This is a genomic window from Fibrobacter sp. UWB10 (assembly GCF_900182935.1).
Lineage (GTDB): Bacteria > Fibrobacterota > Fibrobacteria > Fibrobacterales > Fibrobacteraceae > Fibrobacter > Fibrobacter succinogenes_O.
The window spans coordinates 312,161-332,259 of sequence record NZ_FXUE01000003.1 but is presented as its reverse complement, the minus strand read 5'-3'; the positions used below and the strand labels follow the sequence as shown (position 1 = coordinate 332,259).

Genomic DNA, 20,099 nt, shown 5'->3' with positions numbered 1-20,099 from the left:
TTACCCCTTCTTGGGCCAATATTCGTTGATCATCTTGGTCGGAATACCCGTTTCTTCGGGTGCGAAACAGTCAGCAAGGATTTCCCAGCCAAGGTCCAAAGCCTTTTCCAGCGGAATGTTGACGGAAAGGTCCATCATTTCGCTTTCGAAACGCTGGCCATACTTCAACAGCTTCTGGTCCCAGTTACTCATGTTGAAGCCCATGGACTGCTTTTCCAAAGTTTCCTTGTAGCTTGCGTACAGCTGAATCATGGTGTTCATGATGGTACGGTGGTCGCTACGGGTCTTGCCGTTCACCTGCTGTTTCAAACGAGACAGAGAACCGAACGGTTCGATACGGCCCTTACGCAGGTAGAACTGACCTTCGGTAATGTAACCGGTGTTATCCGGAACCGGGTGGGTCACGTCGTCGCCAGGCATGGTCGTCACAGCCAGAATGGTGATGGAGCCAGAACCTTCGAAGTCCACAGCCTTTTCGTAACGGCTAGCAAGCTGAGAGTAAAGGTCGCCGGGATAACCACGGTTCGACGGAATCTGTTCCATCGTAATGGCGATTTCCTTCATGGCGTCGGCAAAGTTCGTCATGTCGGTGAGAAGCACGAGCACGTTCTTGCCTTCGGTAGCGAACTTTTCAGCCACAGCCAAAGAAGCATCCGGCACGAGCAAGCATTCCACGATCGGGTCAGAGGCGGTGTGCATGAACATCACCGTACGGCTCAAGGCACCATTCTTTTCGAGGAAGTCCTTCAAGTACAGATAGTCATCGTGCTTCAGGCCCATGCCGCCGAGGATAATCACGTCCACTTCGGCCTGCAATGCGATACGGGCCAAGAGTTCGTTATACGGTTCACCGGCGATAGAGAAAATCGGAAGCTTCTGCGAAACCACGAGTGTGTTGAACACGTCGATCATCGGGATACCCGTACGCACCATCGTCTTCGGGATGATACGCTTTGCGGGGTTCACGGAAGGGCCACCGATAGTAATGCGTTCGCCGTCCACTTCGGGGCCGTTATCACGGGGCTTACCGGCACCGTTAAACACGCGGCCAAGCAAGGCTTCGCTGTACGGAACCTTCATCGGTTCGCCAAGGAAGCGTACTTCGGAGTCGGTCGAAATACCACGGGCACCTGCGAACACCTGCAAGTCCACCATGTCGCCGTCAATACGGATCACGCGGGCAAGGGATGTTCCGAACGAACTTGTCACCTGGGCAAGTTCCTGGTTTGCTACACCTTCGGCACGGAGCGTAATCACGGAACCGGCGATGCGTTCAATACGATGGTATGCCACATTATGCATTAGCGGAAACCTCCTTCACGGAAGCAAAAATACTTTGTTCAAGATCCTTGAATTCCTGGGAATCGAACTTGACGCGGTTCCAGTCCTTCGTCGACTGAGTGAGCTTAAGGAAGAACGTACGAGCGACGTCCTTTTCGCTGAACTTCATCGGGGTCTTGAGAATGGTGTAAACCTTGTCGAACACGTACTTCTGACGTTCAGCAGAGCAAGCGGCGTCGATTTCGTTATAGGCGTCCTGCTGCAGGTAAACGGCATCGAGGTATTCGGACTTCAGGTAAATCACGAAGTCGTCGATAGAGGTACCTTCTTCGCCCACCACCTTCATCATGTTGTTCACGTCCACGCCGTTTGCGAGGATGTGACGGGCTTCGGCAACCTTCTTGGAATCGATAATGCCTTCGTACTTGGACCAGGAATCCAGCGGGTGGATTGCCGGGAAGCGGCGCTGGTCGGAACGTTCACGGGAAAGGCCGAGGAATGCGCCCACCACCTTCAAGGTAGCCTGGGTCACCGGTTCTTCGAAGTTACCACCTGCAGGCGACACGGAACCGCAAATCGTCACGGAACCGGTAGAGCCGTCCTTCAGGCGAACCACGCCACCGCGTTCATAGAAGGCAGCGATCACGGATTCGAGGTAAGCCGGGAAGGCTTCTTCGCCCGGAATTTCTTCCAAACGGCCACTCATTTCACGCAGAGCCTGAGCCCAACGGGAAGTCGAGTCAGCCAAGAGGAGCACGTTCAGGCCCATCTGGCGGTAGTATTCGGCGAGAGTCACGCCCGTATACACAGAAGCTTCACGAGCAGCCACCGGCATCGAAGACGTGTTACAAATAATCAGCGTACGTTCCATGAGGGACTTGCCGGTACGCGGGTCAATCAGTTCAGGGAATTCGCGGAGGGTTTCCACCACTTCACCTGCACGTTCACCGCAAGCGGCCAAGATCACGATATCCACGTCAGCGTAGCGGCTCATGAGCTGCTGGAGCACGGTCTTACCGGCACCGAAGGGGCCCGGCGTACAGAACGTACCGCCCTGCATCACGGGGAAGAACGTATCGATAATGCGCTGCTGCATGGTCAGCGGCTTGCTCGGACGGAGACGTTCTTCGAAGGCCTTGATCGGCATCTTCACCGGCCAGGTCTGCACCATGGTCACGTCCTGGGTTTCGCCCTTGTCATTCTTGAGCTTGGCAACCACATCTTCAACCACATGTTCGCCAGCGGCAGCGACCGATTCCACAGTCCACTTGCCGAGCAGGCGGAACGGCACCATAATGCGGTGCGTGAACACGCCTTCGGGAACAGTGCCGAGCGTATCGCCAGCAACAACCACATCGCCCACCTTAGCGACCGGGGTAAATGCCCACTTCTTGTCGCGCGGGAGCGCCTTCAAATACTTACCACGCTGCAGGAAGAAACCGCATTCATCAGCAAGCTTCGGGAGCGGGTTCTGCAAACCGTCAAAGACCTGGGTCAAAAGGCCGGGGCCAAGTTCTACGGACAAAAGTTCGCCAGTGAATTCCACCTCGTCACCCGTCTTGAGCCCCGTGGTGTCTTCGAACACCTGGAGTTCGGCGTAGTCACCGCGAATACGGATGACTTCGCTCTTAAGGGGGATAACTTCGGACTTGCCGTCCTTGTTTTTCTGGGTAAGCTTGGCATACGCCACTTCGTTCTGAGACACGGCGGTTTCGAACTTGACACGGATCAAGTTTCCGTTCACGCCGATGATTTTTCCGATACTAGCCATTGAAAATGGACCTCCGGTCATTCCTGCTCCACCGTAGAGGCGTATGCAGGATCGTTTGCATTAATAACATTCAACACGGCGCTGTCGCCTGCAGCTTCGGTCAGGCGAGCCCAGCGTTCACAAATTTTCAGCTTGATAGCATAAGCGTAAACATGCTTGACGGTACCCTCGCCCACACCTGCAAGCGAGTCCACAAGCCAGAAACGGGCCTTGTCGATATCCTGCTCTTTTTCCATAGGATTCGACTTGGCAAACGCGTCCTGAATCATCTTTGCGAAAGTGACATCGTAGCCCGGGAAGGACTTGTCCGTAAAACGGACATCGGGACCCCACGCCGCAGCGCGGAGCCTACCCGAAACGTTCTTCATCTGGATTTCGTGGGCCTTGTAGGCACGAACGAATTCGTCGTCACATTCTTCGCATTCACCGTCATCGAGAAGGGCGTCCAAAGCGGAGATTTCCGAATCGGACAGCACACCGATGCAGCGGTGACGGAACTCTTCCATGGAGAGAGGCGGAACATCGCCCATCTCAATCATCGGAAGAGAGGCCATCAGGTAAGAAGGAGAGCTCATCGCTAACCTACTTGGCCTGGGCAGCGGCGTTTACAACGCGGGAAAGTTGCGGACGGAGCAGGGCCGAGAGAGCATCGGCCATGGCCGCTTCAGTAAATTCGTGAGTGACTTTGCCGCCATCGAGCTTAACGCGGAAGCCGAACTTGACACCCTTGTCGCTTTCGACCTTAACGCCGGCGGAAAGCTGCTTGGCAAATTCGCCCATCACAAAGGAACTGAGCTTGCGGGCATCGGCGTCAGAGAAATCTACTTCGATGTCGGAAGAATAGTTCTTAGCAAGGGTCAAAAGCATGGACTTCACGGTGGATTCGTCGAGGGACTTTTCCACCTGGAGGTTCAGCAAATCCATAATCATCTTTTCAAGGTTCTTGCCTACCGAAAGCAGGAGGTCGCGGGCAGACTGTTCCAGAGTGCGTTCGCTGCGTTCCGTAAACGCTTCGGCGTCCTTATCGGCCTTTTCGAGCTTGGCGCTCGCTTCGGCTTCTGCCGCCTTTACGATTTCTGCCGCTTTGTCCTTGGCGCGGGCAATGATTGCCGCAGCCTCGGTTTCTGCTTTATCGACAGCATCTTTCTGGATGCGTTCCATAAGGTATTGCAAGTCTTCTGCCATATATATCATCTCCAATGACGTTCCAAAGGATTTTGGATAGCAAAAAATGCACCAAAAGAGCCTTTTGGGAAAATTTTGATACTAATATACAAGTAATTTGGGCAAAAAGACGAAAAAAACGGCAAATTTTTTGAAATAATGGATAAAAATCACGTTTTGGGCGATAAAAACGCAAAAAATGCGAAAACTAAAGTTTACAAGGAAAACTTTTGGATTTACAAGAATTGTTTTGGAGCCAAAACGGTTTACAGAAATTGTTTTCTACGCAAAATTAGCGGTGTTCGTTAGTCGAGGGCTCAAGGCCACGAAAAAACGCCAATCCGTCAAAATCGTCCTTGAGAGCCTGCACCGTTTCACCTATCATATAGAGGCTACCGGTCACCAAAACGGGGACATTTTTATTATCTGCGTAGGCAGTCTCGGCGACCTGATCCAAAAATTCGCGACTGAGTTCGCCTTCGCTAGCCACCTTCAAACCCAAATTCGAAAGTTCTGATCGCAAATCGTCCAATTCACGGAAACGCGGATACGGCGTCTTGGTAATATGCCAGTGGCTTACAAACGGAGACATCAACTTGAGCATCTCGCCCACATCTTTATCCTTGAGAGCCCCGAATACACAATGGAACTGGACTCCCGGATAATATTGAGCGAGCGTTTCGACAAGACGACGCACCGCATGGGAATTATGAGCGCCATCCAGAATGTAGCGGACTTCTCCGTTCTTGTCGGCGAGTTGCTGCATGCGCCCCGCCCAAGAGCGGGTTTCGAGAGTCTTGAGGGCCAAGGCTTCGTCATAAGGACGGCCGGCGCCCTTTATAAAGCTTTCAGCGGCAGCCAAAGAAAGGCTTGCGTTTTCAATGTAATGGCGGCCCAAATTCGGGAGCTTGATGTCAGTCCGAATTTCAGGAACGATACATTCAGCACCAAGTTCACTTGCATAAGCACGGGCTTCTGCCAACAATTCTTCGGAAAGGCCTCCGACCACAAAAGTCTTATTGCGACGACGGTCCGCTTCTACAACAGCCATCTTTTCTTTAAGAATAGCGCTTTCGGTGGGGCCCAAGACTTCGGTGTGTTCAAGCCCGATACTCGTAAGAACCACGATATTACCACATGCCACCGCCGTACTGTCCAAGCGGCCGCCCATACCCGCTTCCATCGAAACAACATCTACACCCTGCTCAGCGTAATACAAAAACGATACAAGCGTCAAGACCTCAAAGAAGGTCGGTTCCACCTGCACTTGTTCTGCAGCGGCCTTCACCTGGAGGAGCAAACGGTTCAAATCAGAATCGCTAATGGGATTGTCGTTTACACGAATACGTTCGCGAAGGCTTACCAGATGCGGGCTCGTGAATAGCCCCGTCTTAAAACCATGTGCCTGCAAAATGCCTGCGAGGTAATAGCTCGTAGAGCCCTTGCCGTTGGTACCGACGATATGGATTGTCTTGAAAGAGCGTTCAGGATTTCCGAGAGCGTTGCAGAGTTTGCGAGTCGATTCAAGCCCCGGCACCATGCCAAACATGAGCCTAGAATTCAAATAATCCATACCAAGCGATTGCATGCGACAAATTTAAAAAATGTGTAATGTGTAATGTGTAATGTGTAATGGCAAAACCACTGCCAACTGTCAACTTCCTACTGTCTACAATTCATTTCACACCTCACATTACACATTAGAATAGTTATCTATATTTCTTTTCGTTACTACATGGTTTTTATATGAAAAGTTTTGGAATTATACTGCTTTTGGCGGTTTTTATCGCTATTGCCTGGTCGCGCGTAGACCCGACAGCAGCCCCGCAGCATTACAACTACCGCGACGCGAGCAAGCAGCTAAGGCGAGTGTACTACGGGGAACTGCAAGAAACCCTTTACTGCGGTTGCAAATACGATGACAAGAAGAACGTCGACTTTTCAAGCTGTAACTTCAAACCCCGCGAAAATCCAAAACGCAAGAGTTTTAAGCGCGCTGAGCGCATTGAATGGGAGCACATGGTAACCGCCCACAACATGGGACAACACCTCCCCTGCTGGCGCGACGGAGGCCGCAAGAACTGCAGCGCGAACGATACGACCTTCAAGATTATGGAAGGCGACATGCACAACCTGTACCCCGCCATTGGCGAAGTCAACGGGGACCGCAACAACTTTATGTACAGCCAGTGGACCAACAATCCCGAACCCATGTACGGCGGTTGCAAGACCATCGTTGATTTCAAACAAAAGAAGGCGCAACCCCGCGAAGAAGCCCGTGGAATCATTGCCCGAGCCCATTTCTACATGGAAAAGACCTATGGCGTTAATTTGTCCAAGCAGGACCGCAAGTTGTTCGAGGCTTGGGACAAATTATACCCGGTAACCCCCAAAGAATGCGAGCGAGACCGCCGTATTTTTAAGGTTCAAGGCGATCACAACCCGTTTGTACACGAAAAATGTCCTAAATAATGAAATTTTATAGTTAAAAAACGAAAAAATACGTTTTTAATTATTGATTTTTCAATTTTAATTCTTATTTACATTTATTTATATATATTTACAATCGAGGTTAGTATGTACAGGACCCTATTTTATTTTATTGTCTTTTTTGCGGTTTCCGTAGTTGCCCAGGTGGAATTCCCCATGGCATCGAATATCGTCAATGTGACCAAAGACCCGTACTATGCAAAGGGCGATGGTAAGACTGACGATACCGAAGCTATCCAGAGGGCTTTGAACGATCACCCCGATGGTGACTATATTATCTATTTGCCGCATGGTATTTACAAAATTACGGACCAGCTGACTTGGCCTGTTACTAAAAAACAGGAATCTTCCAGCCGCCGTACCATTTTGCAGGGGCAAAGCATTGGCGGCACCATTCTACAATTGGCAGACAACACCTTCGGGTTTGATAACCCCGATTTTCCGAAGGCTATGATTTTTACAGGAGAAGGTCCTGGTCCCAAGTACAGAAACGCAATCCGCGATATGACGATCCGTACCGGTAAAGGAAACCCGGGCGCAATTGGTATTCAGTTCAACGCCGGAAACCAAGGAACAATTCACAACGTCAAGATTTATTCTACCGACTCGTTAGGCGTGTACGGTATTGACTTAGGCTTTACCGAAGGTATCGGTCCGCTTCTCATTAAAAATGTTGAAATCCGCGGTTATAACATCGGTATCTACGCCAAGGGCGAAACAGGCACCGCAACGCTTGAACACGTGACCATGGGTGGTCAGAGAAAATACGGTCTCGAAAACGAAAACATGAACCTCGCGGTTCGTGCACTCCGATTCAAAGGCTACGTTCCTGCCGTATTCAACCACGGCGAATTCGCCATGATGAGTTTGATTGATGGTTTGCTGGAATTCGACAGCGGTAACAAGAAGGTTAAGCCCACTACCGCTATCTTGAACGAAAGCCACCTGTTTGCCAGGTCCATGAAGGTTTCTCGCTACAAGACCATGATTCAGTCCAAAAAGAAGGGCTACAACGAAGAAATGATCCAAGGCGAAATCATTGAATTTTCGACCCAGGAAACCAAGCAGCTTTGCCACAGCCCCAAGCAGTCTATGCGTTTGGCTGTTGCAGAAACACCGGCATACCCGGAACAGAAGCCTGACAACTGGATTACCATTGCCGGTGACTACGGTGGAAAATCGAACACCGGTTCCGATGACTCCAAGGCAATTCAAGACGCTATTGATGACGGCGCAGAAACGCTGTACTTCCCGCCGGGAGGTCGCTGGACGATTAACCGCGACATTTATATTCGCAACCGCATTCGCCAGATTATCGGTATCGAAGGCCGCATTGACGGTAAGGGCAAATTCATTATCGAAGCCGGCGCATTCAACGAACTGACGATTGAAAGATTTTCGGAATTCGGCAGCGGCATTATCATGAAGGCCAAGCGCAACCTGCTCCTGAAGAACATGATGGTTCGCTCGCTTGAATCTTCTGAAATTGGCGGCGGTGAAATTTACCTGGAAGACGTAACACTTGGCACCATTCAGTTGAACTACCAGAAGCTGTGGGGACGCCAGGTCGCCTTGATTGGTGATACCAAGGGTCCGAAGATTACCAACAACGGTGGTCACATTTGGATTCTCGGACTTACGGCCAAGAAAGGCAACACAATTATCCAGAACTTCAACAAGGCTCATGCCGAACTGATTGGTGTCGAAATCGTCGCAAGTGACAAGGCCAAAGACCGCCCGATGTTCATTAACGACAACTCCGGTCTTTCGATTTCTGGCCTTCGCGAAACGCTTACCCGCGGTAACGCCTACCCCACGATTGTTGAAGAATCCAGAAAGGCTTCTAACATCAAGTCCTTGTACGGCAAGGATCTGAAGCATACTCCGAATGGCGGTGTATTTATCCCGCTGTTTACCGGTTACGCTCCTAAGCTTGGCGCAAACGAAAAACCGAAGGCATTCATTCCTGACGAAATGGTGATCGTGCAGCCGAACCTGCTCAAGATGAAGGGTTCTGTGATTGACGATGGCCGTGGCGATGGTCTTTGCGAAGACCCGGTGCGCTGGAAGAAAGGCCTTGGACCGGGTAATGTCGTATTCTCTGATAGTATGGCTTACGAGACCGACGTTTCGTTTACCGCGAGCGGACGCTACAACATTATCTTTACGGCCGACGACGGATACCAGACGGGTTCTGACACCGGTAAGGTTTACGTGTTCGACAAGCACTACACCACGCTTGATAACAGCGGCGACGGATTCCCGAGCGGCAAGGGTGCAGCCACCTGGATTTCGGAATTTGACAATTACAGCCCGCACAATACCGACCCGGAACTGCACGTTGCAAACGTGTCTAGCGGAAACGCCGGAAAGATTTATCTGCGATTCGATTTGTCTTCGTTGCCGGGCCCGCTGTTCGACGCAGCCCTCAAGTTGGAATTCAACAAGGATTCCATCAAGAAGCCGATTCAGCTGAACATTTTCGGTCTGAAGGAAACGTCGAAGGACATGAACTTTGGCGACCAGAAGTTGGGCGTCGATTGGGCAAGTTACGAACTCACTTGGGAAAACGCTCCGGCTAACCTTACCCAGCAGAAGGGCGGCCAGTTCAACATCCGCAAGAATTCTGGCGGTGGCGTTGACACCAAGTACGCCGACTACCTCGGCCTTATCACCATTAACCCGAAGGCTCCGCTCGGCGCATTCCTGCGCACTCCGACATTGACCGAATTCTTTAAGCGTAAGCATGCATCGCAGCTTTACACGTTGATTCTTACCGCAGTCGATTCGGGCGAAACGATTCTCCCGTCGGCAGCCATGGGCAAGGAATTCGCACCTTCGCTCTTTGTCGGTTACTTCGATAATTCCCGCTCTGTTGGCGGTAAAGCCATGGACGGCGGTTACACGCTGACCAAGGTAAACATTGACATTTACAGCCTGGAATGCGATTTCGACCTGACGGTCGGTTACCCTCAGTTTGTGCAAATCGAAATCGTGAACGAGTTCGGCAAACGAATGCTTACGGTTGCCGCCCGCGATCTCGATGGCGAAAAGAAAACCCATTTCAAGTTCAAGGCGATGGCCTTCCCCACCGGCAAGTATGTCTTGCGCGTTATTGGCGAAGCATTCACCGCCGAGCAGCAATTCTATATCCTGAACTAGGAGACAATAACCTATGCAGTTCAAGAAATTCTTAAGCCTTAGTGCAGCATTGTTCATGTCCGTCGCCATGACCGCTTGCGGCGACGATTCCGGTTCATCGGCATCTTCGGACGAAGACTCCAGTTCTTCAGTACCCTCGTTCAGGTCGAGCAGTTCCCTAAGCACTCGCGCGGACATCGACTACAAGGACACAATCAAGCTTGGCGACACGCTGCGCCTGTATGTAGACCTGTTCAAAGGCGACAGCTCTAAAATGGACGAAAGCGAAATCTACCTTGACAGTTCGGCAACGACTCTGCCGATGTACTTAGGCGAATTCCCGAAAGGAAGCCGCATCAAGGTGTACGCAACCACTTCTAAAATCAAGAACGAAGCGATTCGCATTAAGAGCGAATATGGCGACTACCTGCAGGCCACCAAGGCTGCCCCCAAGACTGCCGACCGAAAGGATTCCGTTTACAGAAACGCTTTGATTCCTAGTTACGGTGCAGACACCAGTGCCACCTTCAGAGATTCCAACACATTCGTCACCTTCAGCAACAACCACTACTATATTGAAGTCGAAGGTAAATTCAACGATGAATCCAGCTTGAGGCTCAAGGTCCAAGTTGATTCCGCCTACTACAAGTACACTGGCGAAGACGAAAAAGTCTCCATGAAAATGTCTGACACTCTGCGCGGCATTCTCTTGATTGACAATGCTCCCAAGGAAGTGTCTATCGCATTCTCCGCTAGCGAAGGCTACAGCGTAAACCTGACGACCGTTGGCGAAAACATTATCCTGTACAAGCTTACCGATGGCGACAAGGAACTTGGTTCTTCGAAAACCAACCTGGACACCATGCTTGTTCCGAACGATTCGGTCAACTGGTCTATCAAGATTAAGCCCGAAAGTTTCTCTAGCATTTGGACCGGTCCCTTTGCCACATTCGAAGCAACCACTAAGGCCCGCGAATTGGAACAAGGTGAATACTTCTCCAAGCCGGACTCAATCAAGTATCCGGGCGAAGCCTATGAACGCACCCGCCCGAAAGACGACATTGGCATTTACAAGTACAACCTGCGCCAAGAACAATTCGTTTGGATTGGTGACTACAAGAAGGGCGACTCGCTCATTATCAATCACTGGATTGCAAACTATAGCGACAGCAACTACACGAGCCCTGTGACCTACGAAATCTTGGACAAAGACAAAAAGGTTCAAGGAAGCATCAGTAGCGTTTATGGCGGTAGCTTCAAGGTGACCGACAAAATGCCTGAAGGTCCTTACTACCTGCATTACCTGCGCTTAAATTCGAACCCGCTTGACCGTGGTATTCCTGACAGCTTGCTTTATGTATTGCAACTTTACACCATGGTACAGCAGCCGGGTCTTTTGAAATCCATGAACTTCTTCGATCTTGAAAACGAAAAGGTCTTGGAAAAAGAAATTTATGCCGTGGGAGACACGCTGCGATTCAAGGATTTCACATTCCAAATGAATCAGCATTCTAGCAGCAATTGGAAAGAAATCGGTTCGGATATCGACTGGTTTGTGCCTTGCGCATCGCTCGATTTCTTGAACAACAGCAGTAACTATAAGGCTTCTGCTTGCGATGGCGAACAAGAAATTTCGTCGGATTACCTGATTGTCCTTGAAAACGGCATCGGAAATACGGCTGAATTGATTGCCCAGAGTGTTGCCGATCCTTCTATGCGCGACACACTCAAGATTTCGATTATTACAAAAGCAGAAGACTAATCTTCCCAGATTTGATTCGGAAGTTTACCGATATCGCGAAAGTCTAAAAGCCCTGCCGTCGGAGCGTTCACGTTTACCAGACGCGCCAGGGGTTTTCCCGCACGTTCTATGACGATTTCTTCGTCTTTGAGCGAGACTTGGTTCAACATCGAGCCAAAATTCTGGCGGACTTCCATGGCTGAAACAACTTTAGACATGCCCTAAAAATAGTATATTCTGCGCATGGAAACCGAAAACAAGTCCTACTCCGTTACGCAATACATGAAAGCCTTGAAGCAGAAGGTAGAATCTACCCCTGCCGTATGGGTGCGTGGCGTGATTACCCAGATTAACGAAAAATCGAAAGTCGTTTACCTGAGTATTGCGGACTTTGAAGAAGGGAACGTGAACCCGCTCGCGACCGTGCCGCTGTACTGTTTTGCGGCCAAATATGCAGCGATTCGTGCAAAAATTGAGAATTACCCGCAGCCTTTTACCTTGAAAGAACAACTCAAGGTGAGCTTTTTGATCAAGGCTGACCTGTACGTTCCTTACGGCAAGTTGCAGGCCCAAATTTTGGACATTGACCCAGTTTACACGCTGGGCGAACTTGCGCTTACCAAAAGTGCGATTCTAAAAAGGCTTGCGCTCGAAGGCCTGCTCGAAAAGAATAAGGCTTTGGAGCTTGCCGACGTCCCCATTCGCGTGGGCCTGATTACAGGTGAAGGCACTGCCGCTTACAAGGATTTTACCACCAAGCTCGCAGAATCTCCTTTTAACTTCAAGGTGAAAACGGTTTACGCCAAAATGCAAGGTGCCGACACCGAGCCAACGGTTCTTGCCGCCCTCGAAGAACTTGCAAAAGATTCAGAACTTGATGTAGTTTGCATTATCCGAGGTGGTGGAAGCAAGACTGATTTGAACTTTTTCGATAGCGAAGCCTTGTGCCGCGCCGTCGCGAACTTTCCGCTGCCCGTATTCACCGGAATTGGGCATGAAATTGACCGCAGTTTGTTGGATGAAGTCGCTTATCAATCCTGCATTACGCCGACCGATACCGCCAAGCGCTTGATTGACCGCGTTGCAGACAGTTGGAACAAGATGCTTTCGCTTGCTCAAGACATTGCGTTACAGACAAAAGAAACGCTTGTCGCCGTCAACCGCGACTTGACAAACAAAGGCAACCGCTTGCAGCAAAAAGTAAACGCCCTCATTCAAAAAGAAGCAATGAAGTTATCGCTCTACAAGGGCAACTTGCAGAAAGACTTGCAATTTATCTTTAGAGGCGAGCGCGAACGCATTGCCCGCGACAGCGAAGGTCTGCACCAGGGTTCCCGTAAAATTCTAGACCTTGAAAAGTCGAAATTCAGCCTCTTCGAGCTCCGCGTGAAAAGCGCCGACCCTGAAACAACGCTTTCAAAAGGCTACACGCTTACGCTTGATGCCAACGGCAAGTTCATCCGTAACAAGAGCCAGCTCAAGCCCGGCGACACGCTGACAACACGATTCAAAGATGGATGCGTACAGTCAGTTGTAAAGTAGCTACGCCGTAAATTCCGGCAGTTTTTCAATCTTCTTGAAGCGCTTGGTGGTTGCATCCAGCGCAAAGTAGCGTACAGCATCGCCCAAAGAAAGCATCACGTACTTGGGCGTAAGCACCTTTAAATACTTATTCAATTGCACCTGCAAAGCCTCCCAAGTGTATTCGCCAGGAGCCTTGCATTCCACCAAAAGCCACGGGTGCTTTAAATCGCCAGACGCCTTGAAATCTTGCACGAGCAAATCAACACGGTCATCTGTCGAAGGTTCCACCGTCGAAAGCGCAAACTCCACCGCTATCAAATTCTGCGGCACCTTGACCTCGTCCATCAAAAAGCGAATCGTCGCCTGACGCACGTGTTCTTCGGGCGTAGCGGGCACCTCTTTTTGGCGAATGGGGTCGTAAAGCATATCGTGGAGCATGTCTGCAAAAATAAAAAATTACCCACTAAACCTTGACAATTTCGCATAACTGAAAGTATATTTAGGCCATGAACAAAATCTTTGGACAGAACATCGCAGCAGCAGCGAAAGCAGCAAGCCCGGCAGCAGCCCGAGCTATTGTGGGGCTGTCCAGAGAAACCAAAATCTGTAAAGCGTAACGCTAAAATCCAGATAAAAAGTTTCAAGGGCAGCCCCGTAAATGGCTGCCCTAATTTTATACCTAAAACTAACCCCAAAACCAGAAATTAAACGAAAATTCACGATTTTATTATTCTATAATTACGCCGTAAAACAAGTGAATTTTCGACAACTCCACAGGAGCTAAAAATGCGCAGAAGATTATTGAGCGAAGGTGCCAAGGAACTCTCTTACGAAATCCGTGAAATCGTGAAGAAGGCAAACCAGCTCAAAGCACTCGGCCTCCCCATCCACTGGGAAAACATCGGTGACCCGATTGAAAAGAAGTGCCAGATTCCCGATTGGATCAAAGATATCGTTGTTGACCTCGCCCGCACGAACCGTAGCTATGGCTATTGCCCGTCTAAGGGTATGCTCGAAACCCGCGAATTCTTGGTGAAAGAAAACAACAAACTCGGCGGCACACAGATTAACGTGGACGACATCGTGTTCTTTAACGGCCTCGGTGACGCAATCGCTACCATTTACAGCCTTTTGTCGATGAACACCCGCATTATCGGACCTGCCCCGGCTTACAGCACGCATAGCTCTGCCGAAGCGGCACACGCCCACACGGCCCCGATTACCTACCGCTTGCAGCCGGAAAACCACTGGTATCCGGACCTAGAAGAACTTGAAAACAAGGTGAAGTACAACCCGAGCATTGCAGGCATTCTGATCTTGAACCCGGACAATCCGACGGGCATGGTTTACCCGCTCGACATTCTCCAGAAGATTGTTGACATTGCAAAGCGCTACAGCCTGTTCATTATTTGCGACGAAATCTACAACAAGATTACGTACAATGGAGCCCACGCTTACGCTCTCGCCGAATACATCGGTGACGTTCCGGGTATCGCTCTCAAGGGTATTTCTAAGGAATATCCGTGGCCGGGCGCTCGTTGCGGTTGGGCTGAATACTACAACCGTGACAAGGACGAACAGTTTGACGCCTTCTGCCGCGCTATCGATAACGCCAAGATGGTGGAAGTCTGCTCGACCACGCTCCCGCAGATGACGATTCCGCGCGTGCTGGGTGATCCGCGCTTTATGGAACACCGCACGGCCTTGAACGAAAAGATTGGCCGCCGCAGCGCCATCATCAACGAAATCCTTTCGGACATTCCGGAACTGTATTTCAACCCGACCTACGGTGCATTCTACAACACCATCATCTTCCGTGAAGGAACGCTGAACAGCCACCAGACCTTGAAGATTGACAATCCGATTATCAAGAAGAAAGTGGAAGAATGGTGCAGCAAGACCAACAACCTGGACTACCGCTTCGTTTACTACCTGTTAGGTGCGAAGGGCATTTGCGTTGTGCCGAGTACAAGTTTCTGCACTGACCTCAAGGGCTTCCGCGTGACGCTCCTTGAAGAAGACGAAGAAGAACTGCGCGAAGTGTTCACCACGATTCACGACGCGATTGTAGAATACCTGCATTCGTAGTCGGGCGTATGGAATCTTTCGACTTACAGATTAAAGGCGTTAAGAAAAGCTTTGGCGATAAAGCGGTTCTAAAAGACATCAATGTTTTTATTGAAGACGGTCAGTTCGTAACACTGCTCGGCCCTTCGGGTTGTGGCAAGACGACACTGCTCCGCATTATCGCTGGCTTTGAAAAAGCCGACGCCGGTGAAGTGATTCTTGGAGGCAAGGTCATTTCGAGACGTTCTCCGGCCAAGCGCCCGATTAACACGGTGTTCCAGAGCTACGCTCTGTTCCCGCACTTGAACGTTTTCAACAACATTGCCTTCGGTCTTAAAAGCCAGAAGGTCGCCAAAGAGGAAATCGAACGTCGCGTAAATGCGATGATGAAGATTACCAACATTGTCGACCTCGCTAAAGAAATGCCCGCCACCTTGAGCGGCGGCCAAAAGCAGCGTGTAGCACTCGCCCGCGCTCTGGTGAATGAGCCCGACATTCTGTTGCTTGACGAACCGCTTTCGGCACTGGATGCAAACCTGCGCAAGAAATTGCAGGCCGAACTCAAGGAAGTTCAAAAGAAGACGGACACCACGTTCATTATGGTCACACATGACCAAGACGAAGCAATTGCAGTGTCCGATCGTGTGCTTGTAATGTACAACGGAGAAATCATCCAAGATGGAAGTCCCGAAGACGTTTACGAACATCCGGTCAATCGCTTTGTTGCAACGTTCATTGGCGAAGCAAACATTCTGGAATGCGAAAAGGTATCTGACTTCTTTGTGAAAACCGCTTTCGGCGAACTTGCAGTCGATAAGGCTCCCGCCTGGAAAACTGGCGGAGTCGCCATTCGCATGGAAGACATTCATGTATGCACGGCCGGCGAAAATTTTGCAAACAACGTATTTGACGCCAAAATTCTAGAGAGAATCTTCCGTGGCGACTACTGGGAATTAATTGCAGAACTACCTGGAGCAAACGGAAATCAGCCGACTCAACTCCGCGTGATGACCGACCCCGACGAAATTTACAACCCGGGGGACCAGGTAAAGCTCTACATGGAAACGCAATACCTTCAAGTTCTGACGGACTAGCAAAATGGCTTCCAAAACAAAGATCGAGGTTTTCGAAGGCAAGCTCACCACGCGCAAACGCATGCGCCGGTTCGGATTGCTTTTGACGACCCCGGGAATGCTGTGGCTCTTGGTATTCCTTTTGCTCCCGACCTTGTTCCTGATTGTAATGGCATTTGCTCAGCGCGGTTCCTACGGAACCATCGACTGGTCTTTTTCGCTTGACAACCTGAAGAAACTAGTCGGATTCAGTAGTTTCGGCTGGTCAGCAGACAACCTCTTGATTATCTGGCGCAGTCTTAAAATCGCCGTCATTACCACATTGCTTTGCCTGATTATCGGGCTCCCGATGGCATTCTGGATTGGCGCGCACAAAAAAAGCACCGCTACCCTATTGCTTGCACTTGTCATGGTTCCCAGTTGCACGAACCTGGTGATTCGCACGTACGCTTGGATGCTTTTGCTCGGAGCTCAAATGCCCCCGACTTGGTTTGCAAGGACTCTTGGAATCATCGGTGAAGCGGAATCGCTTTACCCGGGAACCTTTGCCGTCTATATCGGCATGGTCAGTTGCATGCTCCCGTTTGCGGTTCTCCCGCTGTACACAAGCGTCGAGCGCTTGGACTGGGGAATCGTGGAAGCAGCCCGAGACCTTTACGCAAAGCCCTTGCGTACCTTCTATCATGGCATTCTTTCGCAAATGATGCCAGGCATTGTCGCCTCGGTGGTGTTAACGCTTGTGCCGACTCTTGGCATGTATGTGGTAAGCGATTTGCTCGGTGGCGCCAAGTTCATTCTGATTGGTAACTTGATTCAGCAACAGTTCTTTGGAACTGCGCTCGACTGGCCTTTTGGCGCTATGCTTGGAATCGTGCTCATTATTTCGAGCGTTGCAAGCCTGATTGTATTCAAGAAGACGGGAGGAAAGAGCTTTGTCTAGAAAAATCCCGCTATACGCCCGTCTGATTGCTTACCTTGGCATGGCACTCTTGTATGTGCCGCTCTTGATGGTTTTAATCCAGAGCTTTAACGCCAACAAGCACGGCCAAACTTGGGGCGGATTCACCTTCGATTGGTACGCCAAGCTCTTTGACAATACGCTTGTGCAGACCGCAACCGTGAATACTATTATTCTGGCGGTTGTCAGTACCCTGATTTCTACACTACTCGGAACGCTCCTTGCCATCGGTATTCACCGTACACCCTGGAGCAAGAAAACGCAGGAATTCTTTGACTTGTCCATCAATATTCCGGTCGTGACGCCGGACATTCTGATGGCCATTGCGCTTGTTTCCGTGTTTGCCCTGTTCCGTAGCCTTACAAGCGTTTTCGATCCAGGCATGTTCACTCTGATTATCGCGCATGTGACTTTCGAAATCAGCTTTGTGGTTCTTGTAGTGCAAAGCAGGCTTTCAAGCATTGGTCGCGACCAGATTGAAGCCGCCCGCGACTTGTACGCTTCGACAGCAGGTGCATGGTTCCGCGTGATTTTGCCGCAGCTTTCAACGGCCATCATCGCTGGAGCGCTCCTCGCCTTTACGCTGTCGCTTGACGACTTTATTATCAGTTTCTTTGTGAGCGGACCGCAATCCCAGACGCTGCCCCTGTTCATTTACGGGTCCCTGAAGCGCGGCGTTTCGCCCCAGATTCACGCCTTGTCAACCATTATTTTTTCTCTGACGCTATTTGCGATGCTTGCAGCAGCCCTCAAGGGACAATGGAAAGAAAAAAAACTAAAATTAAAGAAATCAACGAAGGAGCTCGTATGAAAAACCTTTTTGCATTAGCCCTATTCGCCCTCCTTTCGGTAGGCATTCTTGCGGGTTGCGATGACGAACAGAAGCAACACCCCAAAACTGTCACCGTCATGATTTACAGCGAATATATCGATCCGGAAATGATTACCGATTTCCAGATGAAGACGGGTTACAAGTTGCAGTTGGAACTGTACGAAGCCCAAGAAGAAATGATTGGCAAGCTCCAGGCCGCAGGCACAAGTCAGTACGACGTGATTATCGCCTCGGACGTGGTGATTCAGCAAATGATTCACCTGGGCCTTATCGCTCCGATCGACACAAACAAGATTGCTAACCGCGTGAATGTGGCCGACCAGTTCAAGAGCCCGAGCTACGATCCGACCAACACCTACACGCTCCCCTACCTCTGGGGTACCACCGGTATTCTTTACCGCGACACGACTATCGACCCGAACAACGTCAGCTACAAGATGCTCTTTGATGCCAAGCAGACTAAGGGTAATTTTAGTTTGTTAGAAGAATCCCGTTCCATGCTTTCGATGGCTCTCCAGGCTAAGGGCTTTGATGCCAACAGCGTGAAGCAAGAAGAAATCAACAAGGCTGTCGAACTGATTCTTGACGCCAAGAAGGACCCGCACTTCCTTGGATTTGACGGATCCGTGGGCGGCAAGGACAAAGTGCTTTCGGGCATGGACTGGGCCGCTATCGTATTCAACGGCGAAGCCATGGCCGCCATCGACGAAGATTCGACGCTCCAGTTTGCCATTCCTACCGAAGGCAGCTTTATGTGGGTAGACGCCATGACACTCAGCTCCAAGTCTCCGAACGTCGACGGCGCATACGCCTTCATGAACTACATTCTTGACGCCAAGATTGGCGCACAGCTCGCCAAGTTCATCAACTATGCGACACCGAACAAGGCTTCGCTCCAGGTGATAGATGATGACTTCAAGAACAACCGCGTGATCAACCCCTCCCGCGAAGAAATCGACCGTATGGTCTTCTTGCGCGACCCGGGTGACGCAGCCAAGCTGTTTGACGAAGCTTGGACAATCGTCAAGACGAGATAGTTTTGAGGACGGGCCCAGGGCCCTCTGAATAACGAGCTATGAGCAAAGGGCACCCTAAGGTGCCCTTTATTTTATAGTTATAGCAAAGCCATCAAGCGGCTTAAACTTCATGACTAATGGGAAGCGGCGGGAACGGCGGTTCCAGTTCAATGCTAATCGGGCAATGGTCCGAACCCATCACATCCGGGTGAATTTCGGCATTGAGAACATTGGGGACAAGACCTTCGTCTACAAAGGCATAGTCGATACGCCAGCCCACGTTACGGCTACGAGCGCCAAAACGGTTTGACCACCAGGAATAACGGTCACGTTCTTCGGGGTGCAGCAGGCGGAACGAATCCACAAAGCCGTTTTCGACATACTTGTCCATCCAGGCACGTTCAATCGGCAAGAAACCGCTTATATTCTCGTTTTCCTTGGGGCGAGCAATATCGATTTCCTTGTGGCAGGTATTGTAGTCGCCCAGCGTGACCACATGCTTTCCGTCGTTAATCCAGCGCTTGCAGTTTTCAAGGAAGGCATCGTAAAAGCGCAACTTGTAATCCAGACGATCATCGCCCAGGCCACCATTCGGGAAATAAATCGAATTCAAGACCCAATCCGGGAACACGAGCTGGAGCACGCGGCCTTCTTCATCGAATTCCTCGATATCGAAGCCATAGTTCACGCGGTCAGGTTCAATTTGGGTATAAATGCCTACGCCACTGTAACCTTTCTTGCGACGGCAAGGGTTCCAGTAGGCAAAGTAGCCGTCGGGGTTTGCCACTTCTTCGGGAATCTGGTCTACCTCGGCACGGACTTCTTGCAAGCACAAGATATCCGGCTTCGTTGCAGCAAACCAGTCCGTAAAACCCTTTTTAAGGGCAGAGCGCAACCCGTTCACGTTCCAGCTATAAATATTCATGTTATACCCAATTCTTAATCCGCGGCAAAAATACATTTTTTTAGCAACACTAGAGCGTAAAGATGATTTTAAAGCCCCAAACTCCAATATTTCAGCCTAAAAACGGACTAAAGAAA

17 protein-coding genes are annotated in these 20,099 nt (G+C 50.3%); 9 read left to right on the top strand and 8 right to left on the bottom strand.

Features of this window, described 5'->3' with window-relative positions:
- The 5 genes from QOL41_RS10210 to QOL41_RS10190 form a co-directional block, all read right to left on the bottom strand.
- A complete protein-coding gene (locus tag QOL41_RS10210; protein WP_072799621.1) occupies positions 1–1,302 on the bottom strand; it encodes a V-type ATP synthase subunit B in 1,302 nt (433 codons plus the stop codon).
- Complete coding sequence (locus QOL41_RS10205; protein WP_283429672.1) at positions 1,295–3,052, bottom strand: V-type ATP synthase subunit A; 1,758 nt, start codon at positions 3,050–3,052, stop codon at positions 1,295–1,297. The genes QOL41_RS10210 and QOL41_RS10205 overlap by 8 nt, the downstream gene beginning before the upstream one ends.
- Positions 3,053–3,069: 17 nt before the next feature.
- Positions 3,070–3,627, bottom strand: coding sequence for a DUF2764 family protein (locus QOL41_RS10200; RefSeq protein WP_283429671.1), 558 nt, complete (start codon positions 3,625–3,627; stop codon positions 3,070–3,072).
- A 7-nt stretch (positions 3,628–3,634) separates the two neighbouring features.
- On the bottom strand, positions 3,635–4,237 hold the full coding sequence (locus QOL41_RS10195; protein WP_173654862.1) for an ATPase: 603 nt from the start codon (positions 4,235–4,237) through the stop codon (positions 3,635–3,637).
- Between the two features lie 271 nt (positions 4,238–4,508).
- Positions 4,509–5,804 (bottom strand): bifunctional folylpolyglutamate synthase/dihydrofolate synthase, encoded by a 1,296-nt coding sequence (locus tag QOL41_RS10190; RefSeq protein WP_283429670.1) that lies wholly within the window; start codon positions 5,802–5,804, stop codon positions 4,509–4,511.
- Positions 5,805–5,962: 158 nt separating this feature from the next.
- Between QOL41_RS10190 and QOL41_RS10185 the strand changes: the two genes are divergently transcribed.
- The 3 genes from QOL41_RS10185 to QOL41_RS10175 all read left to right on the top strand — a co-directional run bounded on the left by QOL41_RS10185 (position 5,963) and on the right by QOL41_RS10175 (position 11,609).
- Positions 5,963–6,688: an endonuclease gene (locus QOL41_RS10185; protein WP_283429669.1), complete on the top strand. Its 726-nt coding sequence runs from the start codon at positions 5,963–5,965 to the stop codon at positions 6,686–6,688.
- 105 nt (positions 6,689–6,793) lie between these two features.
- Positions 6,794–9,868 (top strand): glycosyl hydrolase family 28-related protein, encoded by a 3,075-nt coding sequence (locus QOL41_RS10180; protein WP_283429668.1) that lies wholly within the window; start codon positions 6,794–6,796, stop codon positions 9,866–9,868.
- 13 nt (positions 9,869–9,881) lie between these two features.
- Complete coding sequence (locus QOL41_RS10175) at positions 9,882–11,609, top strand: hypothetical protein (protein WP_283429667.1); 1,728 nt, start codon at positions 9,882–9,884, stop codon at positions 11,607–11,609.
- Here QOL41_RS10175 and QOL41_RS10170 read toward each other — a convergent pair.
- Positions 11,606–11,806, bottom strand: a complete 201-nt coding sequence (locus QOL41_RS10170; protein WP_163437251.1) for a type II toxin-antitoxin system Phd/YefM family antitoxin — start codon at positions 11,804–11,806, stop codon at positions 11,606–11,608. The genes QOL41_RS10175 and QOL41_RS10170 overlap by 4 nt on opposite strands.
- 25 nt (positions 11,807–11,831) lie before the next feature.
- Here QOL41_RS10170 and xseA point away from each other — a divergent pair, with 25 nt between their 5' ends.
- Entirely contained in the window at positions 11,832–13,130 is a 1,299-nt protein-coding gene (gene xseA, locus QOL41_RS10165; RefSeq protein ID WP_283429666.1) for an exodeoxyribonuclease VII large subunit, read from the top strand.
- On the opposite strand, the gene QOL41_RS10160 is transcribed toward xseA, so the two are convergent.
- Positions 13,131–13,550 (bottom strand): type I restriction enzyme HsdR N-terminal domain-containing protein, encoded by a 420-nt coding sequence (locus tag QOL41_RS10160; RefSeq protein WP_283429665.1) that lies wholly within the window; start codon positions 13,548–13,550, stop codon positions 13,131–13,133.
- Positions 13,551–13,898: 348 nt separating this feature from the next.
- On the opposite strand from QOL41_RS10160, the gene QOL41_RS10155 reads away from it, so the two are divergent.
- From QOL41_RS10155 to QOL41_RS10135, 5 genes are read left to right on the top strand one after another with little or no spacing between them, the layout of a single operon-like run.
- Entirely contained in the window at positions 13,899–15,200 is a 1,302-nt protein-coding gene (locus QOL41_RS10155) for a pyridoxal phosphate-dependent aminotransferase (protein WP_173652953.1), read from the top strand.
- 8 nt (positions 15,201–15,208) lie between these two features.
- Positions 15,209–16,273, top strand: a complete 1,065-nt coding sequence (locus QOL41_RS10150; protein ID WP_283429664.1) for an ABC transporter ATP-binding protein — start codon at positions 15,209–15,211, stop codon at positions 16,271–16,273.
- A 4-nt stretch (positions 16,274–16,277) separates the two neighbouring features.
- The gene (locus tag QOL41_RS10145; RefSeq protein WP_173652951.1) at positions 16,278–17,192 is read left to right on the top strand and encodes an ABC transporter permease; all 915 of its coding nucleotides are present in this window, start codon (positions 16,278–16,280) and stop codon (positions 17,190–17,192) included.
- Positions 17,185–18,021 carry an ABC transporter permease gene (locus tag QOL41_RS10140; protein ID WP_283429663.1) on the top strand — a complete coding sequence of 279 codons (837 nt, stop codon included), beginning with the start codon at positions 17,185–17,187 and terminating at the stop codon, positions 18,019–18,021. Before QOL41_RS10145 ends, QOL41_RS10140 begins: the two co-directional genes overlap by 8 nt.
- Complete coding sequence (locus QOL41_RS10135; protein ID WP_283429662.1) at positions 18,018–19,079, top strand: polyamine ABC transporter substrate-binding protein; 1,062 nt, start codon at positions 18,018–18,020, stop codon at positions 19,077–19,079. The genes QOL41_RS10140 and QOL41_RS10135 overlap by 4 nt, the downstream gene beginning before the upstream one ends.
- 100 nt (positions 19,080–19,179) lie before the next feature.
- Here QOL41_RS10135 and QOL41_RS10130 read toward each other — a convergent pair whose 3' ends face one another.
- Positions 19,180–19,983 carry an exodeoxyribonuclease III gene (locus QOL41_RS10130; RefSeq protein WP_283429661.1) on the bottom strand — a complete coding sequence of 268 codons (804 nt, stop codon included), beginning with the start codon at positions 19,981–19,983 and terminating at the stop codon, positions 19,180–19,182.
- Between the last annotated feature and the right edge of the window lie 116 nt (positions 19,984–20,099).

Coding starts and splice junctions, on each gene's coding strand:
- QOL41_RS10190 (WP_283429670.1), bottom strand. CDS start 5,804: ATGCAATCGCTTGGTATGGATTATTTGAATTCTAGGCTCATGTTTGGC.
- QOL41_RS10170 (WP_163437251.1), bottom strand. CDS start 11,806: ATGTCTAAAGTTGTTTCAGCCATGGAAGTCCGCCAGAATTTTGGCTCG.
- QOL41_RS10160 (WP_283429665.1), bottom strand. CDS start 13,550: ATGCTCCACGATATGCTTTACGACCCCATTCGCCAAAAAGAGGTGCCC.
- QOL41_RS10130 (WP_283429661.1), bottom strand. CDS start 19,983: ATGAATATTTATAGCTGGAACGTGAACGGGTTGCGCTCTGCCCTTAAA.
- QOL41_RS10145 (WP_173652951.1), top strand. CDS start 16,278: ATGGCTTCCAAAACAAAGATCGAGGTTTTCGAAGGCAAGCTCACCACG.
- QOL41_RS10180 (WP_283429668.1), top strand. CDS start 6,794: ATGTACAGGACCCTATTTTATTTTATTGTCTTTTTTGCGGTTTCCGTA.
- QOL41_RS10150 (WP_283429664.1), top strand. CDS start 15,209: ATGGAATCTTTCGACTTACAGATTAAAGGCGTTAAGAAAAGCTTTGGC.
- QOL41_RS10195 (WP_173654862.1), bottom strand. CDS start 4,237: ATGGCAGAAGACTTGCAATACCTTATGGAACGCATCCAGAAAGATGCT.
- QOL41_RS10210 (WP_072799621.1), bottom strand. CDS start 1,302: ATGCATAATGTGGCATACCATCGTATTGAACGCATCGCCGGTTCCGTG.
- xseA (WP_283429666.1), top strand. CDS start 11,832: ATGGAAACCGAAAACAAGTCCTACTCCGTTACGCAATACATGAAAGCC.
- QOL41_RS10155 (WP_173652953.1), top strand. CDS start 13,899: ATGCGCAGAAGATTATTGAGCGAAGGTGCCAAGGAACTCTCTTACGAA.
- QOL41_RS10185 (WP_283429669.1), top strand. CDS start 5,963: ATGAAAAGTTTTGGAATTATACTGCTTTTGGCGGTTTTTATCGCTATT.
- QOL41_RS10135 (WP_283429662.1), top strand. CDS start 18,018: ATGAAAAACCTTTTTGCATTAGCCCTATTCGCCCTCCTTTCGGTAGGC.
- QOL41_RS10200 (WP_283429671.1), bottom strand. CDS start 3,627: ATGAGCTCTCCTTCTTACCTGATGGCCTCTCTTCCGATGATTGAGATG.
- QOL41_RS10175 (WP_283429667.1), top strand. CDS start 9,882: ATGCAGTTCAAGAAATTCTTAAGCCTTAGTGCAGCATTGTTCATGTCC.
- QOL41_RS10205 (WP_283429672.1), bottom strand. CDS start 3,052: ATGGCTAGTATCGGAAAAATCATCGGCGTGAACGGAAACTTGATCCGT.